16 protein-coding genes, 2 tRNA genes and 2 rRNA genes are annotated in these 21185 nt (G+C 49.5%); 1 reads left to right on the top strand and 19 read right to left on the bottom strand.

The genetic code is table 11. The features are described 5' to 3' along the window. Positions 1 to 100: 100 nt before the first annotated feature. The 8 genes from KZ771_RS00565 to rluD form a co-directional block, all read right to left on the bottom strand. Positions 101 to 2979, bottom strand: a 23S ribosomal RNA gene (locus KZ771_RS00565). A 241-nt stretch (positions 2980 to 3220) separates the two neighbouring features. Then, a tRNA-Ala gene (locus KZ771_RS00560) sits at positions 3221 to 3296 on the bottom strand. A gap of 127 nt (positions 3297 to 3423) precedes the next feature. Further along, a tRNA-Ile gene (locus KZ771_RS00555) sits at positions 3424 to 3500 on the bottom strand. A 108-nt stretch (positions 3501 to 3608) separates the two neighbouring features. Continuing rightward, positions 3609 to 5151, bottom strand: a 16S ribosomal RNA gene (locus tag KZ771_RS00550). Together the 16S and 23S rRNA genes with 2 tRNA genes alongside form the textbook arrangement of a ribosomal RNA operon. A gap of 361 nt (positions 5152 to 5512) precedes the next feature. Next, positions 5513 to 6340, bottom strand: coding sequence for a CDP-diacylglycerol--serine O-phosphatidyltransferase (pssA, locus tag KZ771_RS00545; protein ID WP_290654055.1), 828 nt, complete (start codon positions 6338 to 6340; stop codon positions 5513 to 5515). Positions 6341 to 6490: 150 nt separating this feature from the next. Then, entirely contained in the window at positions 6491 to 9061 is a 2571-nt protein-coding gene (gene clpB / locus KZ771_RS00540) for an ATP-dependent chaperone ClpB (protein WP_133540558.1), read from the bottom strand. Positions 9062 to 9130: 69 nt separating this feature from the next. After that, positions 9131 to 9850, bottom strand: coding sequence for a peptidoglycan editing factor PgeF (pgeF, locus tag KZ771_RS00535; protein ID WP_290654876.1), 720 nt, complete (start codon positions 9848 to 9850; stop codon positions 9131 to 9133). Then, positions 9822 to 10790 carry a 23S rRNA pseudouridine(1911/1915/1917) synthase RluD gene (rluD, locus tag KZ771_RS00530; protein WP_290571791.1) on the bottom strand — a complete coding sequence of 323 codons (969 nt, stop codon included), beginning with the start codon at positions 10788 to 10790 and terminating at the stop codon, positions 9822 to 9824. Before rluD ends, pgeF begins: the two co-directional genes overlap by 29 nt. Before the next feature lie 120 nt (positions 10791 to 10910). On the opposite strand from rluD, the gene KZ771_RS00525 reads away from it, so the two are divergent. After that, the gene (locus tag KZ771_RS00525) at positions 10911 to 11669 is read left to right on the top strand and encodes an outer membrane protein assembly factor BamD (protein ID WP_290654054.1); all 759 of its coding nucleotides are present in this window, start codon (positions 10911 to 10913) and stop codon (positions 11667 to 11669) included. A 34-nt stretch (positions 11670 to 11703) separates the two neighbouring features. Here KZ771_RS00525 and glnB read toward each other — a convergent pair whose 3' ends face one another. The 11 genes from glnB to KZ771_RS00470 all read right to left on the bottom strand — a co-directional run bounded on the left by glnB (position 11704) and on the right by KZ771_RS00470 (position 21139). After that, positions 11704 to 12042 carry a nitrogen regulatory protein P-II gene (glnB, locus tag KZ771_RS00520; RefSeq protein WP_133540561.1) on the bottom strand — a complete coding sequence of 113 codons (339 nt, stop codon included), beginning with the start codon at positions 12040 to 12042 and terminating at the stop codon, positions 11704 to 11706. Positions 12043 to 12056: 14 nt separating this feature from the next. Further along, the gene (locus KZ771_RS00515) at positions 12057 to 13697 is read right to left on the bottom strand and encodes an NAD+ synthase (RefSeq protein WP_290654053.1); all 1641 of its coding nucleotides are present in this window, start codon (positions 13695 to 13697) and stop codon (positions 12057 to 12059) included. 92 nt (positions 13698 to 13789) lie between these two features. Further along, a complete protein-coding gene (gene flhB, locus KZ771_RS00510; RefSeq protein WP_133540563.1) occupies positions 13790 to 14917 on the bottom strand; it encodes a flagellar biosynthesis protein FlhB in 1128 nt (375 codons plus the stop codon). 11 nt (positions 14918 to 14928) lie between these two features. Continuing rightward, positions 14929 to 15711, bottom strand: a complete 783-nt coding sequence (gene fliR / locus KZ771_RS00505; RefSeq protein WP_133540564.1) for a flagellar biosynthetic protein FliR — start codon at positions 15709 to 15711, stop codon at positions 14929 to 14931. Beyond that, entirely contained in the window at positions 15711 to 15980 is a 270-nt protein-coding gene (gene fliQ / locus KZ771_RS00500; protein ID WP_133540565.1) for a flagellar biosynthesis protein FliQ, read from the bottom strand. Before fliQ ends, fliR begins: the two co-directional genes overlap by 1 nt. 8 nt (positions 15981 to 15988) lie before the next feature. Then, a complete protein-coding gene (gene fliP / locus KZ771_RS00495; protein ID WP_133540566.1) occupies positions 15989 to 16735 on the bottom strand; it encodes a flagellar type III secretion system pore protein FliP in 747 nt (248 codons plus the stop codon). Then, complete coding sequence (fliO, locus tag KZ771_RS00490; RefSeq protein ID WP_290654052.1) at positions 16732 to 16983, bottom strand: flagellar biosynthetic protein FliO; 252 nt, start codon at positions 16981 to 16983, stop codon at positions 16732 to 16734. Before fliO ends, fliP begins: the two co-directional genes overlap by 4 nt. Before the next feature lie 85 nt (positions 16984 to 17068). Continuing rightward, positions 17069 to 17512, bottom strand: a complete 444-nt coding sequence (fliN, locus tag KZ771_RS00485; protein WP_133540567.1) for a flagellar motor switch protein FliN — start codon at positions 17510 to 17512, stop codon at positions 17069 to 17071. A gap of 42 nt (positions 17513 to 17554) precedes the next feature. Further along, positions 17555 to 18619: a flagellar motor switch protein FliM gene (fliM, locus tag KZ771_RS00480; protein ID WP_133540568.1), complete on the bottom strand. Its 1065-nt coding sequence runs from the start codon at positions 18617 to 18619 to the stop codon at positions 17555 to 17557. A gap of 16 nt (positions 18620 to 18635) precedes the next feature. After that, a complete protein-coding gene (fliL, locus tag KZ771_RS00475) occupies positions 18636 to 19166 on the bottom strand; it encodes a flagellar basal body-associated protein FliL (RefSeq protein ID WP_290654051.1) in 531 nt (176 codons plus the stop codon). A gap of 89 nt (positions 19167 to 19255) precedes the next feature. Further along, complete coding sequence (locus tag KZ771_RS00470; RefSeq protein WP_290654050.1) at positions 19256 to 21139, bottom strand: flagellar hook-length control protein FliK; 1884 nt, start codon at positions 21137 to 21139, stop codon at positions 19256 to 19258. Positions 21140 to 21185: the final 46 nt, after the last annotated feature.

The following is a 21185-nucleotide window of genomic DNA, read 5'->3' as shown; positions in this document are numbered from 1 at the left end:
AAGGCTGATTGTGATGCCACTCTTGTCGCGTCAGGACGCGACCTACCTTGGTAAAGGTTATCAACTTGTGCTTAACGACACCAAACACCTTGGGTGTTGTATGGTTAAGTCTCACGGGCAATTAGTACGGGTTAGCTCAACGCATTACTACGCTTCCACATCCCGCCTATCAACGTTGTCGTCTTCAACAACCCTTCAGAGCACTTAAAGTGCTAGTGAGAGCTTATCTTGAGGCTCGCTTCCCGCTTAGATGCTTTCAGCGGTTATCGATTCCGAACGTAGCTACCGGGCAGTGCCATTGGCATGACAACCCGAACACCAGCGGTTCGTCCACTCCGGTCCTCTCGTACAAGGAGCAGCCCCTCTCAACTCTCAAACGCACACGGCAGATAGGGACCGAAATGTCTCACGACGTTCTAAACCCAGCTCGCGAACCAATTTAAATGGCGAACAGCCATACCCATGGTACCGACTTCAGCCCCACGATGTGATGAGCCGACATCGAGGTGCCAAACACCGCCGTCGATATGAACTCTTGGGCGGTATCAGCCTGTTATCCCCGGGTACCTTTTATCCGTTGAGCGATGGCCCTTCCATACAGAACCACCGGATCACTATGACCTACTTTCGTACCTGCTCGACGTGTATGTCTCGCAGTTAAGCTGGCTTATGCCGTACGATGTCCGACCGTACTTAGCCAACCTTCGTGCTCCTCCGTTACTCTTTGGGAGGAGACCGCCCCAGTCAAACTACCCACCAGGCACTGTCCACAATCCCGATAAGGGACCAATGTTAGAACATCAAACATACAAGGGTGGTATTTCAAGGACGGCTCCACACAATCTAGCGACTGTGCTTCAAAGCCTCCCACCTATCCTACACATGTAGGTTCAATGTTCAGTGCCAAGCTGTAGTAAAGGTGGTTCACGGGGTCTTTCCGTCTAGCCGCGGGGACACAGCATCTTCACTGCGATTTCAATTTCACTGAGTCTCGGGTGGAGACAGCGTGGCCATGGTTACACCATTCGTGCAGGTCGGAACTTACCCGACAAGGAATTTCGCTACCTTAGGACCGTTATAGTTACGGCCGCCGTTTACCGGGGCTTCGATCAAGAGCTTCGTCCGAAGACTAACCCCATCAATTAACCTTCCGGCACCGGGCAGGTGTCACACCGTATACGTCCACTTTCGTGTTAGCAGAGTGCTGTGTTTTTAATAAACAGTCCCAGCCACCTGGTCACTGCGACCGCCAACAGCTTACGACGCGAAGTCTTCACCGTCAGCGGCGTACCTTCTCCCGAAGTTACGGTACTATTTTGCCTAGTTCCTTCACCCGAGTTCTCTCAAGCGCCTTAGTATTCTCTACCTGACCACCTGTGTCGGTTTCGGGTACGGTCGATGTCTATCTGAAGCTTAGAGGCTTTTCCCGGAAGCATGGCACCAACAGCTTCGCACCCTTAGGTGCTCGTCTCGTGTCTCGGCCTTAAGATGGTCCGGATTTACCTAAACCATCAGCCTACGCACTTTCACCAGGACTACCAACGCCTGGCCTGCCTAGCCTTCTCCGTCCCCCCATCGCAATATACATCGGTACAGGAATATTAACCTGTTTCCCATCGACTACGCGTTTCCGCCTCGCCTTAGGGGCCGACTTACCCTACCCTGATTAGCATGGGATAGGAAACCTTGGTCTTCCGGCGTGCGGGTTTTTCACCCGCATTATCGTTACTCATGTCAGCATTCGCACTTCTGATACGTCCAGCATGCTTCTCAACACACCTTCATCCGCTTACAGAACGCTCCCCTACCCAGCACATAAATGCGCTGCCGCAGCTTCGGTGTATGGCTTAGCCCCGTTACATCTTCCGCGCAGGCCGACTCGACTAGTGAGCTATTACGCTTTCTTTAAAGGATGGCTGCTTCTAAGCCAACCTCCTAGCTGTCTGTGCCTTCCCACATCGTTTCCCACTGAGCCATAACTTTGGGACCTTAGCTGGCGGTCTGGGTTGTTTCCCTCTCCACGACGGACGTTAGCACCCGCCGTGTGTCTCCCGGATAGTACTCTGCGGTATTCGGAGTTTGCATGGGGTTGGTAAGTCGGGATGACCCCCTAGCCCAAACAGTGCTCTACCCCCGCAGGTATTCGTCCGAGGCTCTACCTAAATAGATTTCGGGGAGAACCAGCTATCTCCGGGCTTGATTAGCCTTTCACTCCTAGCCACAAGTCATCCCCTAATTTTTCAACATTAGTGGGTTCGGTCCTCCAGTTGATGTTACTCAACCTTCAACCTGCTCATGGTTAGATCGCCCGGTTTCGGGTCTATACCCTGCAACTAAACGCCCAGTTAAGACTCGGTTTCCCTACGGCTACCCTATACGGTTAACCTTGCTACAAAATATAAGTCGCTGACCCATTATACAAAAGGTACGCAGTCACGGAACAAGTCGGCTCCTACTGCTTGTACGTACACGGTTTCAGGTTCTATTTCACTCCCCTCGCCGGGGTTCTTTTCGCCTTTCCCTCACGGTACTGGTTCACTCTCGGTCAGTTGGGAGTATTTAGCCTTGGAGGATGGTCCCCCCATGTTCAGTCAGGATATCACGTGTCCCGACCTACTCGTTTTCACATTTCATGCACCTTCACATACCGGGCTATCACCGTCTATGGCTCTGCTTCCCAACAGATTCTGTTAGCACATGTAACGCTTAAGGGCTGCTTCCCGTTCGCTCGCCGCTACTAGGGAAATCTCGGTTGATTTCTTTTCCTCCGGGTACTTAGATGTTTCAGTTCTCCGGGTTCGCTTCCTGGCACCTATGTATTCAGTGCCGGATACTCTGTAAACAGAGTGGGTTTCCCCATTCGGAAATCCATGACTGATAATGGCTCTTACTGCCTCGTCATGGCTTATCGCAAGTTAGTACGTCCTTCATCGCCTCCAACTGCCTAGGCATCCACCGTGTACGCTTAGTCACTTAACCATACAACCCGAAGGTGTCTGGACTACATGACCAAGATTGTTTGTTCTCGCTGTACACAAGTTCGATACGCCTCTACTACCAAAAGGTTCAAGTAGAGTGGCATTTCAAATCTTTTTACAATCAGCTTTCCAAGTTGTTAAAGAGCATGTAACGCAAAGTTACCGGTAAGAAGCCTTTTTAAGCTGCTTAACGCTAACATCGCATCTTGCGTCAGGACGCAAGCTACATTAAAGAGAAGAAGTGGTGGAGCCAAGCGGGATCGAACCGCTGACCTCCTGCGTGCAAGGCAGGCGCTCTCCCAGCTGAGCTATGGCCCCACAGACCGCAGGTCTGTCGGCGTGTCCGACACAACCCGAAAAGGGAATTTCAAGCTGTGGCAAGGCCGCAAGGAGGAAGCATACACCAGTATGCGACGACGCAGCAACGCAGTCCACAGCGCAGAAATGGTGGGTCTGAGTAGACTTGAACTACCGACCTCACCCTTATCAGGGGTGCGCTCTAACCAGCTGAGCTACAGACCCAGTAACCTTCAGCAATGTCGCGCAAAATGCGCGACCTACCGAATTCTTCTCTCTGTATCTATCAAACCAAACAATCTGTGTGAGCACTCACGTCCGATAAGCTTAATGTAAGGAGGTGATCCAGCCGCAGGTTCCCCTACGGCTACCTTGTTACGACTTCACCCCAGTCATGAACCACACCGTGGTGATCGTTCTCCCGAAGGTTAAACTAACCACTTCTGGTGCAGCCCACTCCCATGGTGTGACGGGCGGTGTGTACACGGGAACGTATTCACCGTGGCATTCTGATCCACGATTACTAGCGATTCCGACTTCATGGAGTCGAGTTGCAGACTCCAATCCGGACTACGACGCACTTTATGAGATTCGCTTACCTTCGCAGGTTCGCTGCCCTTCCCTTTGTACCGACCATTGTAGCACGTGTGTAGCCCTACTCGTAAGGGCCATGATGACTTGACGTCGTCCCCACCTTCCTCCGGTTTATCACCGGCAGTCTCCCTAAAGTTCCCACCATTACGTGCTGGCAACTAAGGATAAGGGTTGCGCTCGTTGCGGGACTTAACCCAACATCTCACAACACGAGCTGACGACAGCCATGCAGCACCTGTCTCAGTGTTCCCGAAGGCACTAATCCATCTCTGGAAAATTCACTGGATGTCAAGGGATGGTAAGGTTCTTCGCGTTGCATCGAATTAAACCACATGCTCCACCGCTTGTGCGGGCCCCCGTCAATTCATTTGAGTTTTAACCTTGCGGCCGTACTCCCCAGGCGGTCAACTTAGTGCGTTAGCTGCGTTACTCACGTCTTAAAGACACGAACAACTAGTTGACATCGTTTACGGCGTGGACTACCAGGGTATCTAATCCTGTTTGCTCCCCACGCTTTCGTACCTCAGCGTCAGTCTCTGACCAGGTGGCCGCCTTCGCCACCGGTATTCCTTCCAATATCTACGCATTTCACCGCTACACTGGAAATTCTACCACCCTCTTCAGGACTCTAGCGTGCCAGTTCAAAATGCCATTCCCAGGTTGAGCCCGGGGCTTTCACATCTTGCTTAACACACCGCCTACGTACGCTTTACGCCCAGTAATTCCGATTAACGCTTGCACCCTCCGTATTACCGCGGCTGCTGGCACGGAGTTAGCCGGTGCTTCTTCTGTGGCTAACGTCAACTGTAACCGCTATTAACGATTACCCTTTCCTCACCACTGAAAGTGCTTTACAACCCGAAGGCCTTCTTCACACACGCGGCATGGCTGGATCAGGGTTGCCCCCATTGTCCAATATTCCCCACTGCTGCCTCCCGTAGGAGTCTGGGCCGTGTCTCAGTCCCAGTGTGGCTGATCATCCTCTCAGAACAGCTAGGGATCGTCGCCTTGGTGAGCCTTTACCTCACCAACTAGCTAATCCCGCTTGGGCCCATCTCTAGGTGTGAGGCCCGAAGGTCCCCCACTTTGGTCCGTAGACATTATGCGGTATTAGCCACCGTTTCCAGTGGTTGTCCCCCGCCTAGAGGCAAGTTCCCAAGTATTACTCACCCGTCCGCCGCTCGTCAGCAAAGAAGCAAGCTTCTCTCTGTTACCGCTCGACTTGCATGTGTTAGGCCTGCCGCCAGCGTTCAATCTGAGCCATGATCAAACTCTTCAATTAAAAGTAGTTCAATCAACTCAATGAATTACGCGTTTTTGCTTGGCTTCTTTCGAAACCTTGCTGAACACTCATTCAAAAGTTGCAATACATATTTCGTTTTGCTTAACTTCTGCAAGTGCCCACACAGTTTGCTTGGCTTGATATATTGTTAAAGAGCGTTGCTTCTTTCCGAAGCAGGGAGGCGTATTTTACATCCCTTTTCGTTATCGTCAAGTGCTTTTTTCAGCTTTTTGATAACGCCGTTGTCAGCGTTTGGCGCTTGCCTTTTCTCCCTGACAACGGCGGCGAATTATAGCGATCTTATTTGCCCTTGCAAGACCTTTTTAATAAAAAACAACTAACTGGTCAGTTACTAACCAAATCAGTCGTTTTTGCTGCTTTTTTCATCGCTTTGCTGGCTTTCTTCCCGTTTTCCCGCTTTGGCATCAAAGTCAGCATCATCGGCATCGTTGTCGCCGACCACATGTTCCAGCTTTAACCGCTTCACATTTTTAATCGTTAATACCGGCCCGGACAACGCATACAGGAAGAAGATGGCAAACAATACCAACGACGGTTGGGTCGCCACAATAACAAAGGCCAGTACGATAACCAGTATAACGACAAACGACACGCGGCCTTTCCAATCGACATCTTTAAAAGAATGGTAACGAAAGTTAGTTACCATCAATAAGCCGGCCGCAATAGTGACTAAGGCAGCAAAGCTACCAATATCGGCACCGTCAATGCCGTACTCAGTCCCTACCCATACCAATCCGGCAACAACTGCCGCAGCACTTGGAATAGCCAGTCCCTGAAAGTAACGCTTATCTGCACTACCCAGGTTAGTATTAAACCGAGCTAGCCTTAATGCGCCACCGGCAACAAAGATAAACGCAGCTAACCAGCCCAATTTACCCAAATCAGCCAGGGCGTAGTTATACATAACCAGCGCCGGTGCCATACCAAAGGAAACAATATCCGCCATGCTGTCATATTCAGCACCAAAATCACTTTCGGTGTTGGTCATACGAGCAACCCGGCCGTCGACACCATCAAATACCATCGCAATAAAAATGGCGACGGCAGCCTCGATATAACGTTCATTCATAGACGCTACGATCGCATAAAAGCCCGAAAACAAGCCTGCGGTGGTAAATAAGTTTGGCAATAAATAAATACCGCGGCGTTTATTACTGTCTGTAGCCATGCAGAGGTGTCCTTCGTGTTGAATAGATAATAGTGCTTACCAGAATAAGTCTAGCACAGTCATTCAGTTGGAAAACAGCGCGCTTGAAAATTGCCTGATAAAAGAAAACCCGCAACAAGTGCGGGTTTGTTAGTAACAGTTTAACAGCATTTACGCTATGACTAATTGGTCACCTTGCATCGACACATGGATGGTCTGCCCAGGTTTCAAATCACCAGCCAGAATTTTCTGTGCCAACGGATTTTCAAGCTCGTGCTGTATCGCTCGTTTAAGTGGTCGCGCCCCGAACACAGGGTCAAAACCAGTTTTCGCCAGATGGTCAAGCGCTTCTTCTGACAGTTCAATAGCATAATCACGCTCTTCCAGTCGTTTATATAATAACTGTAACTGTGCCTGAGCAATGGAGCGGATTTCGCTTTGTCCGAGTGGGTGGAACACCACAGTCTCATCGACCCGGTTAATGAACTCAGGCCGGAAGTGATGCGCCAGCACGTCCATCACCATCGCCTTCATTTGCTCGTAACTATTATCCTTCGCGTGCTCCTGAATCAAATCCGAGCCCAGGTTAGATGTCATAATAATAACCGTATTTTTAAAGTCGACCGTGCGACCCTGGCCGTCAGTTAGGCGTCCGTCATCTAATACCTGTAACAGAATATTGAAAACATCCGGGTGCGCCTTTTCGACCTCGTCCAGCAAAATAACCGAGTACGGTTTACGCCGCACCGCTTCGGTCAAATAGCCGCCCTCTTCATAACCAACGTAACCCGGAGGTGCGCCGACTAATCGTGATACCGAGTGTTTCTCCATGAACTCCGACATATCAATGCGCACCATGGCATCATCGGTGTCGAACAAGAAGTTTGCCAGGGCTTTAGAAAGCTCAGTCTTACCAACCCCTGTTGGCCCAAGGAACAAGAATGAGCCAATCGGCCGATTCGGATCGCCTAAGCCTGCGCGAGAGCGTCGAATAGCATTAGCTACTGCATCCACAGCTTCGTTCTGGCCAACTACACGTTTGTGTAGATTCTCTTCCATTTTGACCAGTTTCTCGCGTTCGCCTTCCAGCATCTTACTTACCGGAATGCCAGTCCAGCGCGACAGTACGTCAGCAATTTCCTCGTCACTGACACGGTTTTTCAGCAGACTCATGTCCTGCATTTCCGCCTGCAACGCAAGATCCAGCTGCCGCTCTAATTCAGGAATACGACCGTACTGGAGTTCCGACATACGATTAAGATCGCCAGCGCGACGGGCAATATCAATATCAGTTCGAGCCTGATCCAATTGCGCCTTAATATGTTGAGTTCCCTGCACAGCAGCTTTTTCTGAGTTCCAGACTTCTTCCAGCTCTTGGTATTTACGCTCTAGCTCGTCCAGCTCCTCATGCAAGGTATCTAACCGTTTCTTAGAGGCGTCGTCTTTTTCCTTCTGCAACGCCTGACGCTCCAGTTTTAACTGGATAATGCGGCGCTCCAGTCGATCCAGCTCTTCCGGCTTAGAGTCAATTTGCATGCGGATACTTGAGGCCGCTTCGTCAATCAAGTCAATAGCCTTGTCCGGCAGTTTACGATCGCTAATATAACGGTGCGACAAAGACGCCGCCGCGACGATAGCCGGGTCAGTAATCTCCACCGAATGATGAATTTCGTAACGTTCTTTCAAACCACGCAAAATAGCGATGGTGTCTTCTACCGTAGGCTCATCCACCAAAACCTTTTGGAAGCGACGTTCAAGTGCAGCGTCCTTTTCGATGTACTGGCGGTATTCATCCAGTGTGGTAGCGCCAACACAATGAAGCTCACCGCGAGCGAGCGCAGGCTTAAGCATGTTTCCTGCATCCATCGCACCGTCTGCTTTGCCCGCACCAACCATAGTATGTAGTTCATCGATGAACAGAATGATACGGCCTTCTTCTTTGGATAGCTCAGTTAACACCGCTTTTAATCGTTCTTCGAATTCACCGCGATATTTTGCGCCGGCCAGCAGCGCACCTAAGTCCAGCGATAAGACACGTTTGTGTTTAAGTCCCTCAGGTACTTCACCATTGATAATACGTTGCGCCAGTCCTTCAACGATGGCAGTTTTACCGACGCCGGGATCACCAATCAGCACCGGGTTGTTTTTGGTACGACGTTGTAACACCTGAATCGTCCGGCGAATCTCTTCGTCACGGCCAATGACCGGATCAAGTTTGCCCTGCTCTGCGCGTTCAGTCAGGTCGATGGTATATTTGTCGAGCGCCTGACGCTTCTCTTCAGCATTAGGGTCATCAACACTTTGACCATCGCGCACATCATTAATCGCTTTTTCCAGCTTTTGTTGCGTGATGCCCTGTTTTTTGAAAAGCTCGCCCAGCGCCCCTTTGTCTTCGGTCGCTGCTAACAAAAACAACTCTGAAGAAATATAACTATCGTTGCGTTTTTGTGCGTATTTATCACATAGGTTTAGCAGCCGCACGGTGCTTTGTGAGATCTGTACGTCACCGCTGGTCCCTTCGACTTGCGGTAATGTATCCAGCGCTTTTGCCAGACTCGAGCGGAATTGCGGGATATCTGCGCCGATCATGGTAAACAGGGGGCGTACGGCACCACCATCCTGATCCAACATTGCCTGCATCAAATGCACAGGTTCAATAAACTGATGATCACGACCAACAGCCAACGATTGCGCATCCGCAATTGCCATCTGAAATTTGCTAGTGAATTTATCGTGTCGCATAAGTACTTCCTTAAAATCTGTTGCGTTAACAAAAATGTGGGTACTTTTTAAACTATTTCAAGTCAACAGTTAACGTTTTCGCCAAATAATTGACGCAAATCGTCCTTTGTCTTTACATTTTCGGTGGGAATAGAACAAATCAGTCGAACAGGCGGTGCATTGACCGCTTTGCTGTAGGTGATTAATACCAGCCAGTTGCGCTTGTTGTTGTGCTAGTCCCGCTAAGTCACATAGCCACCGCGGCGAACCATCGTCTGCAGCAGCTCCTTCCGTAAAATGATCGGCTGCAACCTTGCCCGACGCACTAAACGCGTCAACTACATCAGCACCAACTTCAAAGCATCGTTGGCATATCGCCGGACCAATAAACAAGCGTAAACTTTCCGGTGGCGCACTGAACTGTCGTATCGCATGAGTCAGAATGCCTGCGGCCAGTCCTCTCCAGCCGGCATGCACCGCAGCAATCTGCTGGCCATCCTCTGAGCATATCAATAAGGGCAGGCAATCAGCGGTCAACACGGCACAACTAGCGATTCGATTAGCGTAAACGCCGTCGCTGGGTCTTTGAATCGTTGGATATTTGCTTACCGCAGCGGTGTGTTGCTGAGTTAAAAAATTTATCGCAACCGGTAGCTGCAACTGTCGGTGTAATCGACGCCGACGCAATAACACCTGCGCCGGATCATCACCAACGTGTGCGGCTAAATTACCCCACGCCCGGGTGGTAATCGCCACCCCGACGTTATCGGGCAATAACCAATCAGGCGTTATTATGGAGCCGGGCATCATCACGCATGGCATCCAGCAACAGTTCAAAATCTTTGGGTCGTGGCGCCTCAAAGGTCATCCACTCACCGTTTACCGGGTGGTGCAACGACAGCTGCGCGGCATGCAGCGCCTGACGACTAAAGCCTCGCAGCGCAGCTAGAAACTCGTCAGACGCTTGTTTTGGCGGCCTTGGACGTCCGCCATAAGTCAAATCACCAACAAGCGGATGGCGGATATGCGCCATATGCACGCGAATTTGATGAGTTCGGCCCGTTTCTAACCTTAGCCGCAACAGCGTGTGGGCACGCAACCGTTCCATTACACGATAATGGGTAACGGCCGGTTTACCGCTGGCGACCACGGCCATGTGTGTACGCTTGGTCGGGTGACGACCAATCGGCTCGTCCACCATACCACCTGCGGTCATAACGCCGTTACAAATAGCTTCGTATTCACGACGGATTTCACGCTTTTGCATCATATCAACAAGCTGAGTCTGAGCAGGCACTGTTTTAGCCACTACCATCAAGCCTGTTGTATCTTTATCGAGGCGGTGAATAATGCCGGCTCGCGGTACTTGGTCGATTTTCGGGTAGTGATGCAATAAACCATTGAGCAACGTGCTATCGGGCGCACCCGCACCGGGGTGAACGACGAGTCCAGCGGGTTTATTAATAACGATAATGTCATCGTCTTCATAGACAATCGACAATTCAATAGGTTGCGCCTGATGACGTTCTTCTGATTCAAGTTCGGCGTCAATTGCCACCAATGCCCCGAGTTCGAGTTTTTCACGCGGTTTAGTCACTATCTCGGCATCAACAGATACCTGTCCAGCTGTAATCCAGCTTTTCATTCGCGAACGTGAATAGTCCGGGAACAACTCAGCAAGTGCCTGGTCTAATCGTTTTCCAGCAAGTTCTTCCGGGACGATGGCTTCAAGTTGAATGGTTTCGCTCATAAATTTGGTTTTTGCTGTGAAAGCCCTTTGTGCTGCGTTAGAATGCCTAACAAGTAAATTCTGTGCTAGTGTAACCGCTCAAGCGGTCAAATGCACTGTAATGTAACATTTTGAGGTTTTATGAAAGGTCGTATTTTTTTAGCGTCTGCACTGTTAAGTCTATCATTAGCAGGCTGTTCAAGTAATTCAGAGCAATCCAGCGAAGATTTAAAATATTCGCAGGTAGAGTTAATGTATGAGCAAGCGCAAGAACAACTCGAGATGGGTAACCTCAACCTGGCTCAGGAACAACTGAGTACACTGAACTCTCGGTATCCATTTGGGCCTTTCGCTGATCAGGTGCAATTAGATCTAATCTATGTGCACTACAAACTTGATAACACTGACGAAGCGTTGGCGGCTATTGACCGGTTTATTAGTTTGAACCCCAACCACAAAGACGTTGACTATGCATTGTACATGCGTGGTCTGGTCAACCAACGTGCAGAATATAATGCCATTCACGAGCTAGCCGGCATTGATCGTTCCGATCGTGATTCGACCATGGCTAAGGAAGCCTTTAAAGACTTTGCCGAACTCCTGCGCAAATTCCCCGATAGCAAATACTCTGCGGACGCCAAGCAACGGATGATAGGTTTGAAAAGTCGCCTGGCCAAAAAAGAGCTGGCTGTTGCACAATATTATATGGAACGTCAGGCCTACTTAGCCGCCGCCAACCGCGGCCGTTATGTGGTAGAGCATTTTAGTGATACCCCGGAAGCCGAGAATGCGCTGGCGGTTATGGTTGAAAGCTACGAACAATTAGGTTTAGAAGAATTAAAAGCTGATGCGCTTGCCGTGTTGCGGGCTAATTACCCCAATAACAACCTGATCGATTAATGACAGGGCGGTCGTGCCAAGGCACGACCGCTATTTATACCGCCTGCTCGTTTTCCTCGCCAGTGCGGATCCGGATAACACGCTCTATATCCGAAATAAAAATCTTTCCATCGCCAATTTTGCCAGTTTGCGCTGTTTCCATGATGGCTTCAATACACCGCTCAACGTCATCGTCAGCGACCACCACTTCAAGTTTTACCTTGGGCAGGAAGTCCACCATGTATTCCGCACCACGGTATAGTTCAGTGTGTCCCTTCTGGCGACCAAAACCTTTTACTTCAGAAACTGTCATACCCGCAATACCAACTTCCGACAACGCTTCGCGTACATCATCCAGTTTGAAGGGCTTTATAATGGCTTCAACTTTTTTCATTTAACAGCTCCCGTCTACAATTGACGCTGAATTTCGTGGCGATAATGACTGGTTATTGGGTACCGTCGATCTTTACCGAAGTTGCGCGAAGTGATTTTAGGTCCAACAGCTGATTGACGGCGTTTATACTCGTTAAGATCGACCAGTTTAACCACCCGCCGTACGTCCGCCTCAGCAAAACCTGCTGCAACAATTTCTGGCAATGACCAGTCCTGCTCTACATACAATGCCAGAATGCGATCTAAATCGCTATAGTCCGGCAATGAATCGGTGTCTACTTGATCAGGCGCCAATTCCGCTGAAGGGGGACGCGTAATAACCCGTTCCGGAATCGCCGGCGAACGGCTATTGCGGAACTTAGCCAGCTCGAACACCAATTGTTTAGGCACATCTTTGATTGGCGCAAAGCCGCCACACATATCACCGTAAAGCGTGGCATAGCCGACAGCGACTTCACTTTTATTACCGGTAGTCAGCACCAACGCACCGGACTTGTTCGACAACGCCATTAACAACACGCCGCGACAACGTGACTGCAAGTTCTCTTCTGTCGTATCAGTCGCCGTGTTCTCAAAAAACGGTTGCAACTGCCCCATAAAGGCATCAAACATGGGTTCAATCGGTACCACGTCATAACGCACGCCCGCATCGGTTGCCTGCTGCTCAGCATCTTCAAGGCTCATACTTGAAGTATATTTAAACGGCATCATCACCGCCTGCACTCTTTCCGCGCCAAGTGCGTCAACTGCAAGAGCCAGGGTTAAGGCCGAATCAATACCTCCCGATAAACCCAGAATCACGTTGTTGAAGCCGTTTTTATTAACATAGTCACGCAGCGCCAGCACCAGCGCATCATAAACTTCACTCATATCGGTTTGCAGTTCTTCTGTCGCTGCCGTGCGTGGTTTAAAGTCCGTGCAAACAGGCTCATCAGCCAGAAAAACCGTCGCAACAGCCGGTTCACAATGAGGTAGTTCGGCAACCAATTCTCCGGCCGCACTGAGCACCAGCGAATGGCCATCAAAAATTAACTCATCCTGGGCGCCGCAGTTGTTAAGATAAATGAATGGTTTGCCAATTTCAGCAACGCGCTGTCGCAAAACACCAAGCCGCTGTTGGTGCTTATCAATTTGGTAGGGTGACGCGTTCACCGACAAGATCGCATCAACCTCGTCGTCCAACAGTTGTTGAAGCGGCTGCGGGTGCCATAAATCTTCGCAGATCATTAAACCAATTCGTTTTCCCTGCCACTCGAACACTTCCGATTTATGCCCCGGCACAAAATAACGTTGCTCGTCAAAAACGCCGTTATTGGGTAAACGCTGTTTATGGTAGCGCTGCAGACACTCGCCGCGGTGCAACACCGACAGCGAATTAAACAGTTGCTCACCCACGCGGCTTGGATGGCCGACCATGACCACACAGTCAGAAGCCGCCGCGCTGATTTGCTCAACCGCGTTGTCGACAGCGCGCTGATGATCCTCGCGCAATAGTAAGTCTTCCGGTGGATAGCCAGTTATAGCCAACTCAGGAAAAACAATAATATCGTGCGCAGCACTTTGTTCGCGTATGGTTTTTAAAATGACGGCCGTGTTGCCGTCGATGGCACCCACCGTAAAATCTAATTGTGCTAAACAAATCGACAGCTGCGACATAACGACTTTCCGCTAATTCAGTAAAATAATGGAGGCGAATAATATAGCAGCTGCTTAAGTTGCGCAAACAGCAGGCAAGTTTACAGCAACAACTAATACTTCAGGTCATCAGGTATGGGTAAATCAGAAGCCGGTTTATTCGGTCGCTTAGCTTTACCTTTGCGGTGCATTTTTAACTGGTAAACATAGGCAAGCACCTGCGCTACAGCAACAAACAGCCCTTGCGGAATTTCCTGCTCGAGTTCGGTGGTGTGGTAAACAGAGCGCGCCAGCGCGGGTGATTGCACCAGCGGAATATCATATTCTAATGCAATTTCACGGATTTTCGCCGCCGTTTCGTCTGTTCCCTTAGCCAACAGTACCGGGGCTTTTCCGCCTTTATCGTCATATTTAATGGCTACCGCATAATGGGTCGGGTTAGTAACGACGACATCTGCTTTTGGCACTTCCTGCATCATGCGGCGATTGGCCATTTCCATTTGTAAACGACGGATACGGCCTTTAACTTCGGGGCTACCCTCGCTGTCCTTATGTTCGTCCTTGACCTCTTGCTTGGTCATTTTTAAGTCTTTTTGATGCTTCCAGAGCTGAAATGGTGCATCAATAACCACAATCAAAAAGATTGAGCAGCACATCAGCAAAAACATCCATAGCAAGATATCCAACGCATTCGCCATCATATTGGGCATCTGACCCATGGATATTTGTAAAATGTTATCGTGCTGCCAGGCCAGCAATAAAAAGGCGCTAACGGCAACTACCAAAAACTTGGCGATACCTTTTACCAGCTCCACCAACGCCTGCACACCAAACATGCGCTTAAAACCATTTAGCGGATTCATGCGCGAAAATTTAGGTGCCATCGCCTTCCAGGCAAAATTAATCCCACCCAACCAGCTATTGCCGAAAAATGTAAAAACCGTAATGAACGCAAAAATAATCAGCACCGGCCAAATAATTTCGCCAAATGCGATAGCAAACGCCTCAAACATCTTGCTGGTATCAAACGCCTGCGCTCTATCCAGTACAAAAAATTGTTGAAATACCGAGCGCAGGCCATCAAATAAAGCGCCGCCAAACCACATAAAGGCAACCGCTGCGCTCACTAAAACAAACGCCGTTCCCATTTCTTTAGAACGGGCTACCTGGCCCTTTTCGCGGGCCTGCTGTTTTCGTTTCTCTGTGGGGTCTTCTGTGCGTTCCTGATCCGTTTCAGCCACTGCCTACCCCCTTAGCACTGGCTGCCAATCAGTTCACACATGGTCTGTACGACCCGAGCCCACTGATTTTCGAAATGATAAATAAAGCCGCCCAGAGTTAGCCACATAACCACCAGCCCACTAACCATAGTAATGGGGAAGCCAATGGCAAAAATATTCAGTTGCGGTGCCGCACGCGTCATTACACCAAAACTCAGGTTGATTAACAGTAGCGCGATTATTCCCGATAACATGGCGGTTAATGCCGTGGAAAACATGTAACTGCCCCAGTCGGCGATCATTTTAAAAGCATCAGCATCTAAGCCACTAAAACCGACTGGAACGGAATCAAAACTAGCCACAACCATCTGAATCATCAGTAAATGGCCGTCCAGGGCTAAAAATATTAAACTTGCTAACATCAGGAAGAACTGCGCCACCACGGGAACTTGTTGGCCGTTAGAAGGATCGACCATTGAGGCAAAACCCAAACCAATTTGCATGGCGATAATTTGACCACCTAAGACAAAGGTTTGCAGGAATATAACCGACAGTAAACCCAGGCCCACGCCAATCACTATTTGCTGTGCAGTCACCACAAAGCCGCCCACTGACATCATCTCGTAGGGCGTATTGATCTCGGGCAACGCCGGCGCTACGGCAAAAATAATAGCGAGCGACAACAAGGTTTTAATGCGTGGATTGATCAACGTGCCGGAAAACAGCGCCATACTCATCAGCATTGAAGAGACGCGGGTTAGCGGCCATAGGTGTTGTTCCAGCCAGCCAATAACCGTTGCGGTTACCAGATCCATTAGCCAACAACTTCAGGAATTCGGTTATACATTTCGATGGTAAAATCCATTACCATCTCGGTTAAAAAGTGCCCGCCCAGACCAATCACAGCAAGCGTAACCAGCAAGCGTGGCAAAAAACTTAAAGTTTGTTCGTTAATTGATGTGGCGGCCTGGAATACGGCTACCACCAAGCCTACTAACAAGCCCGGCACAATGATAAAAGCAACCATTATGACAATGACTTTTAGCGCTTCAGAAAATACATCCAGGAACACTTCAGGACTCATAAGCCCTCCTAAACCCCAAAGCTACCCGCGAGGGTGCTCATGGTTAAACTCCAGCCATCAACCAGTACAAACAGCATTAATTTAAAGGGTAATGAGACAATCATGGGTGATAGCATCATCATACCCATCGCCATCAACACACTAGCCACTACCAAGTCGATAATTAAAAAGGGAATAAAAATCATAAACCCTATCTGGAACGCCGTTTTCAGCTCGGAGGTGATAAATGACGGAATCAAAATTGACATCGGAACATCATCAGGTTCAGCAATGTTCTCTTCGCCGGAGATATCGATAAAGGTTTCTAAATCGGTCAAACGAGTTTGCGACAGCATAAACGCTTTCACCGGCGCCTTAGCTCTATCCAGCGCTTCCATTGAGGTCACTTGCTCATCAAGATAGGGCTGCAAAGCCTTATCATTTATCTCGTTTAACACCGGGCTCATGATAAAAAAGGTCAAAAACAACGAAATACCGATTAAGATCTGGTTTGACGGTGATTGCTGCAAACCAATCGCCTGCCTCAGTATCGCTAGCACCACGATAATCCGGGTAAACGAGGTCATCATGATGACCATCGCCGGGATAAAGGTCAGCGCCGTCATGATGGCAAGGATTTGCAGTGTTACCGAGTACTCCTCGGAGCCATCAGGGTTGGTCTTTACCGTAACTGCACTAATATCCTGAATTGCAAAGGCGCTATCAGGAACCAACAGCAATAAGCCAACTAACAGCAGTATAAGTCCCCGGTTCATGGTTTTTGTTGTCCTTTTAATTCGACCGAGTCAGGAAGCTCCTTCAAACACTCAATGCGTTCTGCAGTAACTCCCAATAACAGCTTTTTGCCCGCAACTTCGACAATCATTAAACGCTCTTTGGTACCCAGCGACATTGCGCTTAGCACTTTCATGTCGGCATTGCTTTGTATTCTTAAGTTAAACCGTTTCGCGATCATTGCCAAGCCAACGATAACCGCTAAAACGACAATAAGCGCCAATAACATGGCGCCTATGTCGGCTCCGCCAATTGGCGAACTTGTTTCGGTCTGCTGCGCGGCCGCACTAAAGCTGAGCAGCCCAAGCACCGCGCTAACGCAGCTTGCGTATACGCTCGATTTGGCTAATAACATCAGTTAAGCGAATCCCAAATTTATCATTAACAACGACCACTTCGCCATGCGCTATCAGCGTTCCATTAACTAACACGTCCAACGGTTCACCGGCAACACGTTCAAGCTCAACCACCGAGCCCTGATTCAGCTGCAACAAGTTACGAATGCTTATCTGGCTGCGGCCAACTTCCATCGAAATGGTGACCGGAATATCCAGTATCGCATCAAGTTTGCGCTTGTCGTCATCACTGACATCGGTGTCTTCATTTAACTCTTCAAGCTCGGCTGTCTGCACGCCTTCCATACCCGAGTGACTTGCGCCTTGGCTTTTTGACTCACCTTCTGACTCACCGTCTTCGGCAGCGGCCTGCTCAGCCATTGCTGCTTCCCAGTCGTCCATATCTTTATCATCATTACTCATTTGGTAACCTCATTCATCAGCGCAAGCTGTTACAAATACAATTTACAGGTCAATGTCTTCTTCTAGCTGGCGTAGCTCTGCATCGCCGCCAATACGACGTCCACCGCGAGTTAACATATGGATATCTGATTTAACCGTTTCCGGACGTTTAATTTTGTCGGTAATTTTCAGCGCGACATTCTCGCGCGAGCGACCCAGCTTGGCATGGAACGTCGGCAAATCTTCGATCAATACGGTTAAATTATCCGGTACTTCTAAAGGAATAATATCACCGGCTTGCAAGTCCATAACCTCGCGCAGCGACAAATCAAGATTGGCCAGCTTAGCAATCATTTCTACCGGCACATCCATAATTTCATCCCGCAACGCTTTACTCCAGCGCATGTCGGTGTCTTCTTTATCCGACTGCACACCGGCGTCCAGCAACTCTCTAATCGGCTCCAGCATCGAGTATGGCAGCGCAATATGAAAATCACCGCCACCGCCGTCAAGCTCGATATGGAACGAACTAATGACGATAACCTCAGTCGGCGACACGATGTTTGCCATAGCCGGGTTAACTTCTGAGTCAAGATACTCAAAGCCAACATCCATCACCGGCGCCCAGGCTTCTTTATAATCTTCAAATATGAGCTTGAGTAGCATCTGAATAATACGACGCTCTGTCGGCGTAAATTCACGCCCTTCGATTTTTGCGTGATAACGCCCGTCGCCACCAAAAAAGTTATCCACCAAAATAAAAACCAGGCGGGCTTCCATGGTAATCAAAGCTGTACCTTTTAGCGGTCTGAAACGCACCATATTTAAACTGGTTGGTACAAAAAGCGTATGCACGTATTCGCCGAACTTCAGCATTTGAACGCCGTTTATCGACACCTCGGCGGTGCGGCGCATCATGTTAAACAAACTAACGCGCATGTGTCGTGCAAAACGCTCATTGACAATTTCCAGCGTCGGCATGCGCCCACGCACAATACGGTCCTGTGACGAGAAGTCGTAGTCGAGCGCCTCGGAGGCGCTCGCGGAGGATTCCGTATCCTCTTCCTCTACGTCATCAACGCCGTGCAGTAGCGCATCAATTTCGTCTTGTGATAATAAATCGCTCACAATCTAATTCGCTCTGTTATTGCATGACCATGCTGGTGAATAACACTTGCTCTACGAGTCCTTTACCGGCCACTTTTTCCAATGCCGATTGCACTTCCCGCAAAGCAAGTTCGCGTAACTTCTCTTTACCTTCGACGGTTTTTAGCTCTTCCGCAGTTGATGAACTAAATACCTGGTGTAGGGTGCCCTCAATTAAAGGGATGTGGCGTTTAGTCAACTCTTCGTTGTCTTCGCCTCGCACCATTAACTGTACTTTTATCTGCACCGTACGCTCGCGCGCGTCGCCCGGTACAATAAAAACAAACGGCCGGGGCATGCCTACATATAATGCGTTTCCAACCTGAGGCGCCTCGCTTGTATCAGCCTCTACCACGTTGCTACTGTCAGTGGCTGTTGCGGTAGTATCCCCGTCGCCGGTAAACAGCCACACAACAACGGCAATAATGATGATTACGCCTGCACCCAGACCACCAAACAACAGCAGCTTTTTCTTTTTAGCGCCGCCGTCGGCTTGCTGTTCCTGCTGTTCTTCGTTTTCGTCTGCCATAACTTTTCCTCTATGCAACCATACACAATACGGTTAATGGTTGTTGATATCGTCACACTATATCGCGATTGTAACCGTCATTGCAGTGCTTAAACATAGAAATCCACACCACCGGCTGCCAGTGGTCGTCCTTCGTTTAATAAAATCTCGTGTTCACTGGTCGTTTCAGTCGATGCATCTGCGCGACTACCGCCACCTTGCTGCTGTTCAGCGTCGCCCGCCATTTGCTGTTGCTGCTCCTGAACATCGGTGTCAGCCAACGCAACGCCCTGTTGTTCCAGCATTTCTCTTAACCGTGGCAGGGCTTGTTCTACTGCATCACGTGCCTGCGCTGATTGCACCTGAAACTGCACGGTGGCTTGTTCCGCGTTCATATTAATGCGCACGTTCAGTTGACCCAACTCAGGCGGATCCAGGCGAATATCAGCACGTTGAATATTCTTGCTCAACATGATGTTAATACGTTCCTGCAATTTCTGTGAAGCTTCCGACTGCTGCGGATCTAACGGTTTCTGCACGGCCTGCATCGTACTTTGTAGTGTTGATGATAGCTCAGATGCTTTTACCGTTCCGCTTTGCGTAGACACCGACGCTGTTTGTTGGTTAATAAGGTTTTCACTAAAACTGGTCGCTGTGTCCGATGCGGTTACCGGCGCAGCTTTGGTTGCCCCTTCCAACAGCTGAGCCACACTCGCGCCATCTTGCTGCGGCGCTGATGGCTTAACTTTACTACCCAACTCAGCCAGTCCGCTTAGCTCGTCGCGTGGCTTTGTTTTACCGTCCGCGTCAGTAGCAGCGTTAGCCACTTTCTGCTCCGTCGTTTCGATTTCTGTTGCACTCAGGATGGGTCGACGTTGACCATCACTACTTTTCTCCTGCCGTGACAACGCCTCCGCAAATCGTTCAGCATTGGCCTGTCTATCTGTAACCTGGCGCTGCTCACTGAGCGCAGCTGCCTCAGCTACACGCGCACGACTAGTCGTTTCGCGTTGGCCATCGGCCAGCAGTTTTTGTAAATCCTGTACCCACTGTAATGATTTGAGCTCTTGTGACGCTTGTTGCTGACCTTCCGCGGCTACCGCTAACTTAGTGTCCGCCGCAGTTAACCATTGTTGTAACTGTTGTTTTTGCTGTTGATCCAGCTCTTTAGCAGCGCTCACTTTTTGTTGCAGTAACTGCAATATATTGCCGGACTCACCCTCATCACTAACCTGATTGTTTTGCGACTGCGCAGTCTGTTGCAGCTGCTGTAATTGCTCACGCAGCCACTGCTGCGCCTCGTTGTCTAACGGTGCGATAGCGGTATCCGCTTGTTTTTGCTGTGTTGACTGTATAGCCAACTCCGCCAATTCGCTGACACTCTGCAGTTTTTGCAGCAACGCGTACTGTTCGTCTGATGCTGCAGTAAGCGCGTCAGTGTCTAAGGCCATTAAAGCTTCTTTCTCGCTTTCTGATAAGCCGTTACTGAGCTCCTCGGCAAGGTTTTGCCGCTGTTCGTCCGTTAATTTATTGGTACCTAACTTAGCGATAATATCCGATAGTTTGCTGATAGCCGCATCGCTGTCTGATTCATTTTCAGTGTTAGTACCGGGCATCAGCTCGATATCGGTTGAGCCATCCCCCACCGTGATTGATTCAAGCTCAGCGTCGCTCTCTGCATCAGCTTCTGTTTTACCTGGCTGCAGCAATGCCCGCATTTCTTCGAGCATCTCCAGCATAGGGCTTTCAACAGGCTCACCAACCACCTCGTCATCAAAGGCAATTCTTTGCATACGCTGTTCGCTTTGCTCACCTTTTGCCTTGGTCGTAGTCGCAGCAATTTCCTTTTGAACGGCGTCCAGCCCTGCTAACAGGGCACGTGAAAATTCTGTCGAGCCTTCTTTAGCTGCCGATTGCCCCGATGAAAGCGAGACTTCATCAGCAAGCTTAGTAAAGAGTTCTGATTGACCATTAAGTGATAACAGTTGTTGCATGACGCCGTCTCTTTTTACAAGGTTAAATGATGACTCAGTGGTTTAA

It is taken from the genome of Idiomarina sp. (assembly GCF_019431395.1).
Taxonomy (GTDB): Bacteria; Pseudomonadota; Gammaproteobacteria; order Enterobacterales; family Alteromonadaceae; genus Idiomarina.
This window is presented reverse-complemented; position numbering and strand designations above follow the sequence as displayed.

Coding starts and splice junctions, on each gene's coding strand:
- fliN (WP_133540567.1), bottom strand. CDS start 17,512: ATGAGTAATGATGATAAAGATATGGACGACTGGGAAGCAGCAATGGCT.
- fliL (WP_290654051.1), bottom strand. CDS start 19,166: ATGGCAGACGAAAACGAAGAACAGCAGGAACAGCAAGCCGACGGCGGC.
- fliR (WP_133540564.1), bottom strand. CDS start 15,711: ATGGATCTGGTAACCGCAACGGTTATTGGCTGGCTGGAACAACACCTA.
- clpB (WP_133540558.1), bottom strand. CDS start 9,061: ATGCGACACGATAAATTCACTAGCAAATTTCAGATGGCAATTGCGGAT.
- pgeF (WP_290654876.1), bottom strand. CDS start 9,850: ATGATGCCCGGCTCCATAATAACGCCTGATTGGTTATTGCCCGATAAC.
- glnB (WP_133540561.1), bottom strand. CDS start 12,042: ATGAAAAAAGTTGAAGCCATTATAAAGCCCTTCAAACTGGATGATGTA.
- KZ771_RS00515 (WP_290654053.1), bottom strand. CDS start 13,697: ATGTCGCAGCTGTCGATTTGTTTAGCACAATTAGATTTTACGGTGGGT.
- KZ771_RS00525 (WP_290654054.1), top strand. CDS start 10,911: ATGAAAGGTCGTATTTTTTTAGCGTCTGCACTGTTAAGTCTATCATTA.
- fliO (WP_290654052.1), bottom strand. CDS start 16,983: ATGTTATTGGCGCTTATTGTCGTTTTAGCGGTTATCGTTGGCTTGGCA.
- fliP (WP_133540566.1), bottom strand. CDS start 16,735: ATGAACCGGGGACTTATACTGCTGTTAGTTGGCTTATTGCTGTTGGTT.
- rluD (WP_290571791.1), bottom strand. CDS start 10,790: ATGAGCGAAACCATTCAACTTGAAGCCATCGTCCCGGAAGAACTTGCT.
- fliQ (WP_133540565.1), bottom strand. CDS start 15,980: ATGAGTCCTGAAGTGTTCCTGGATGTATTTTCTGAAGCGCTAAAAGTC.
- KZ771_RS00470 (WP_290654050.1), bottom strand. CDS start 21,139: ATGCAACAACTGTTATCACTTAATGGTCAATCAGAACTCTTTACTAAG.
- pssA (WP_290654055.1), bottom strand. CDS start 6,340: ATGGCTACAGACAGTAATAAACGCCGCGGTATTTATTTATTGCCAAAC.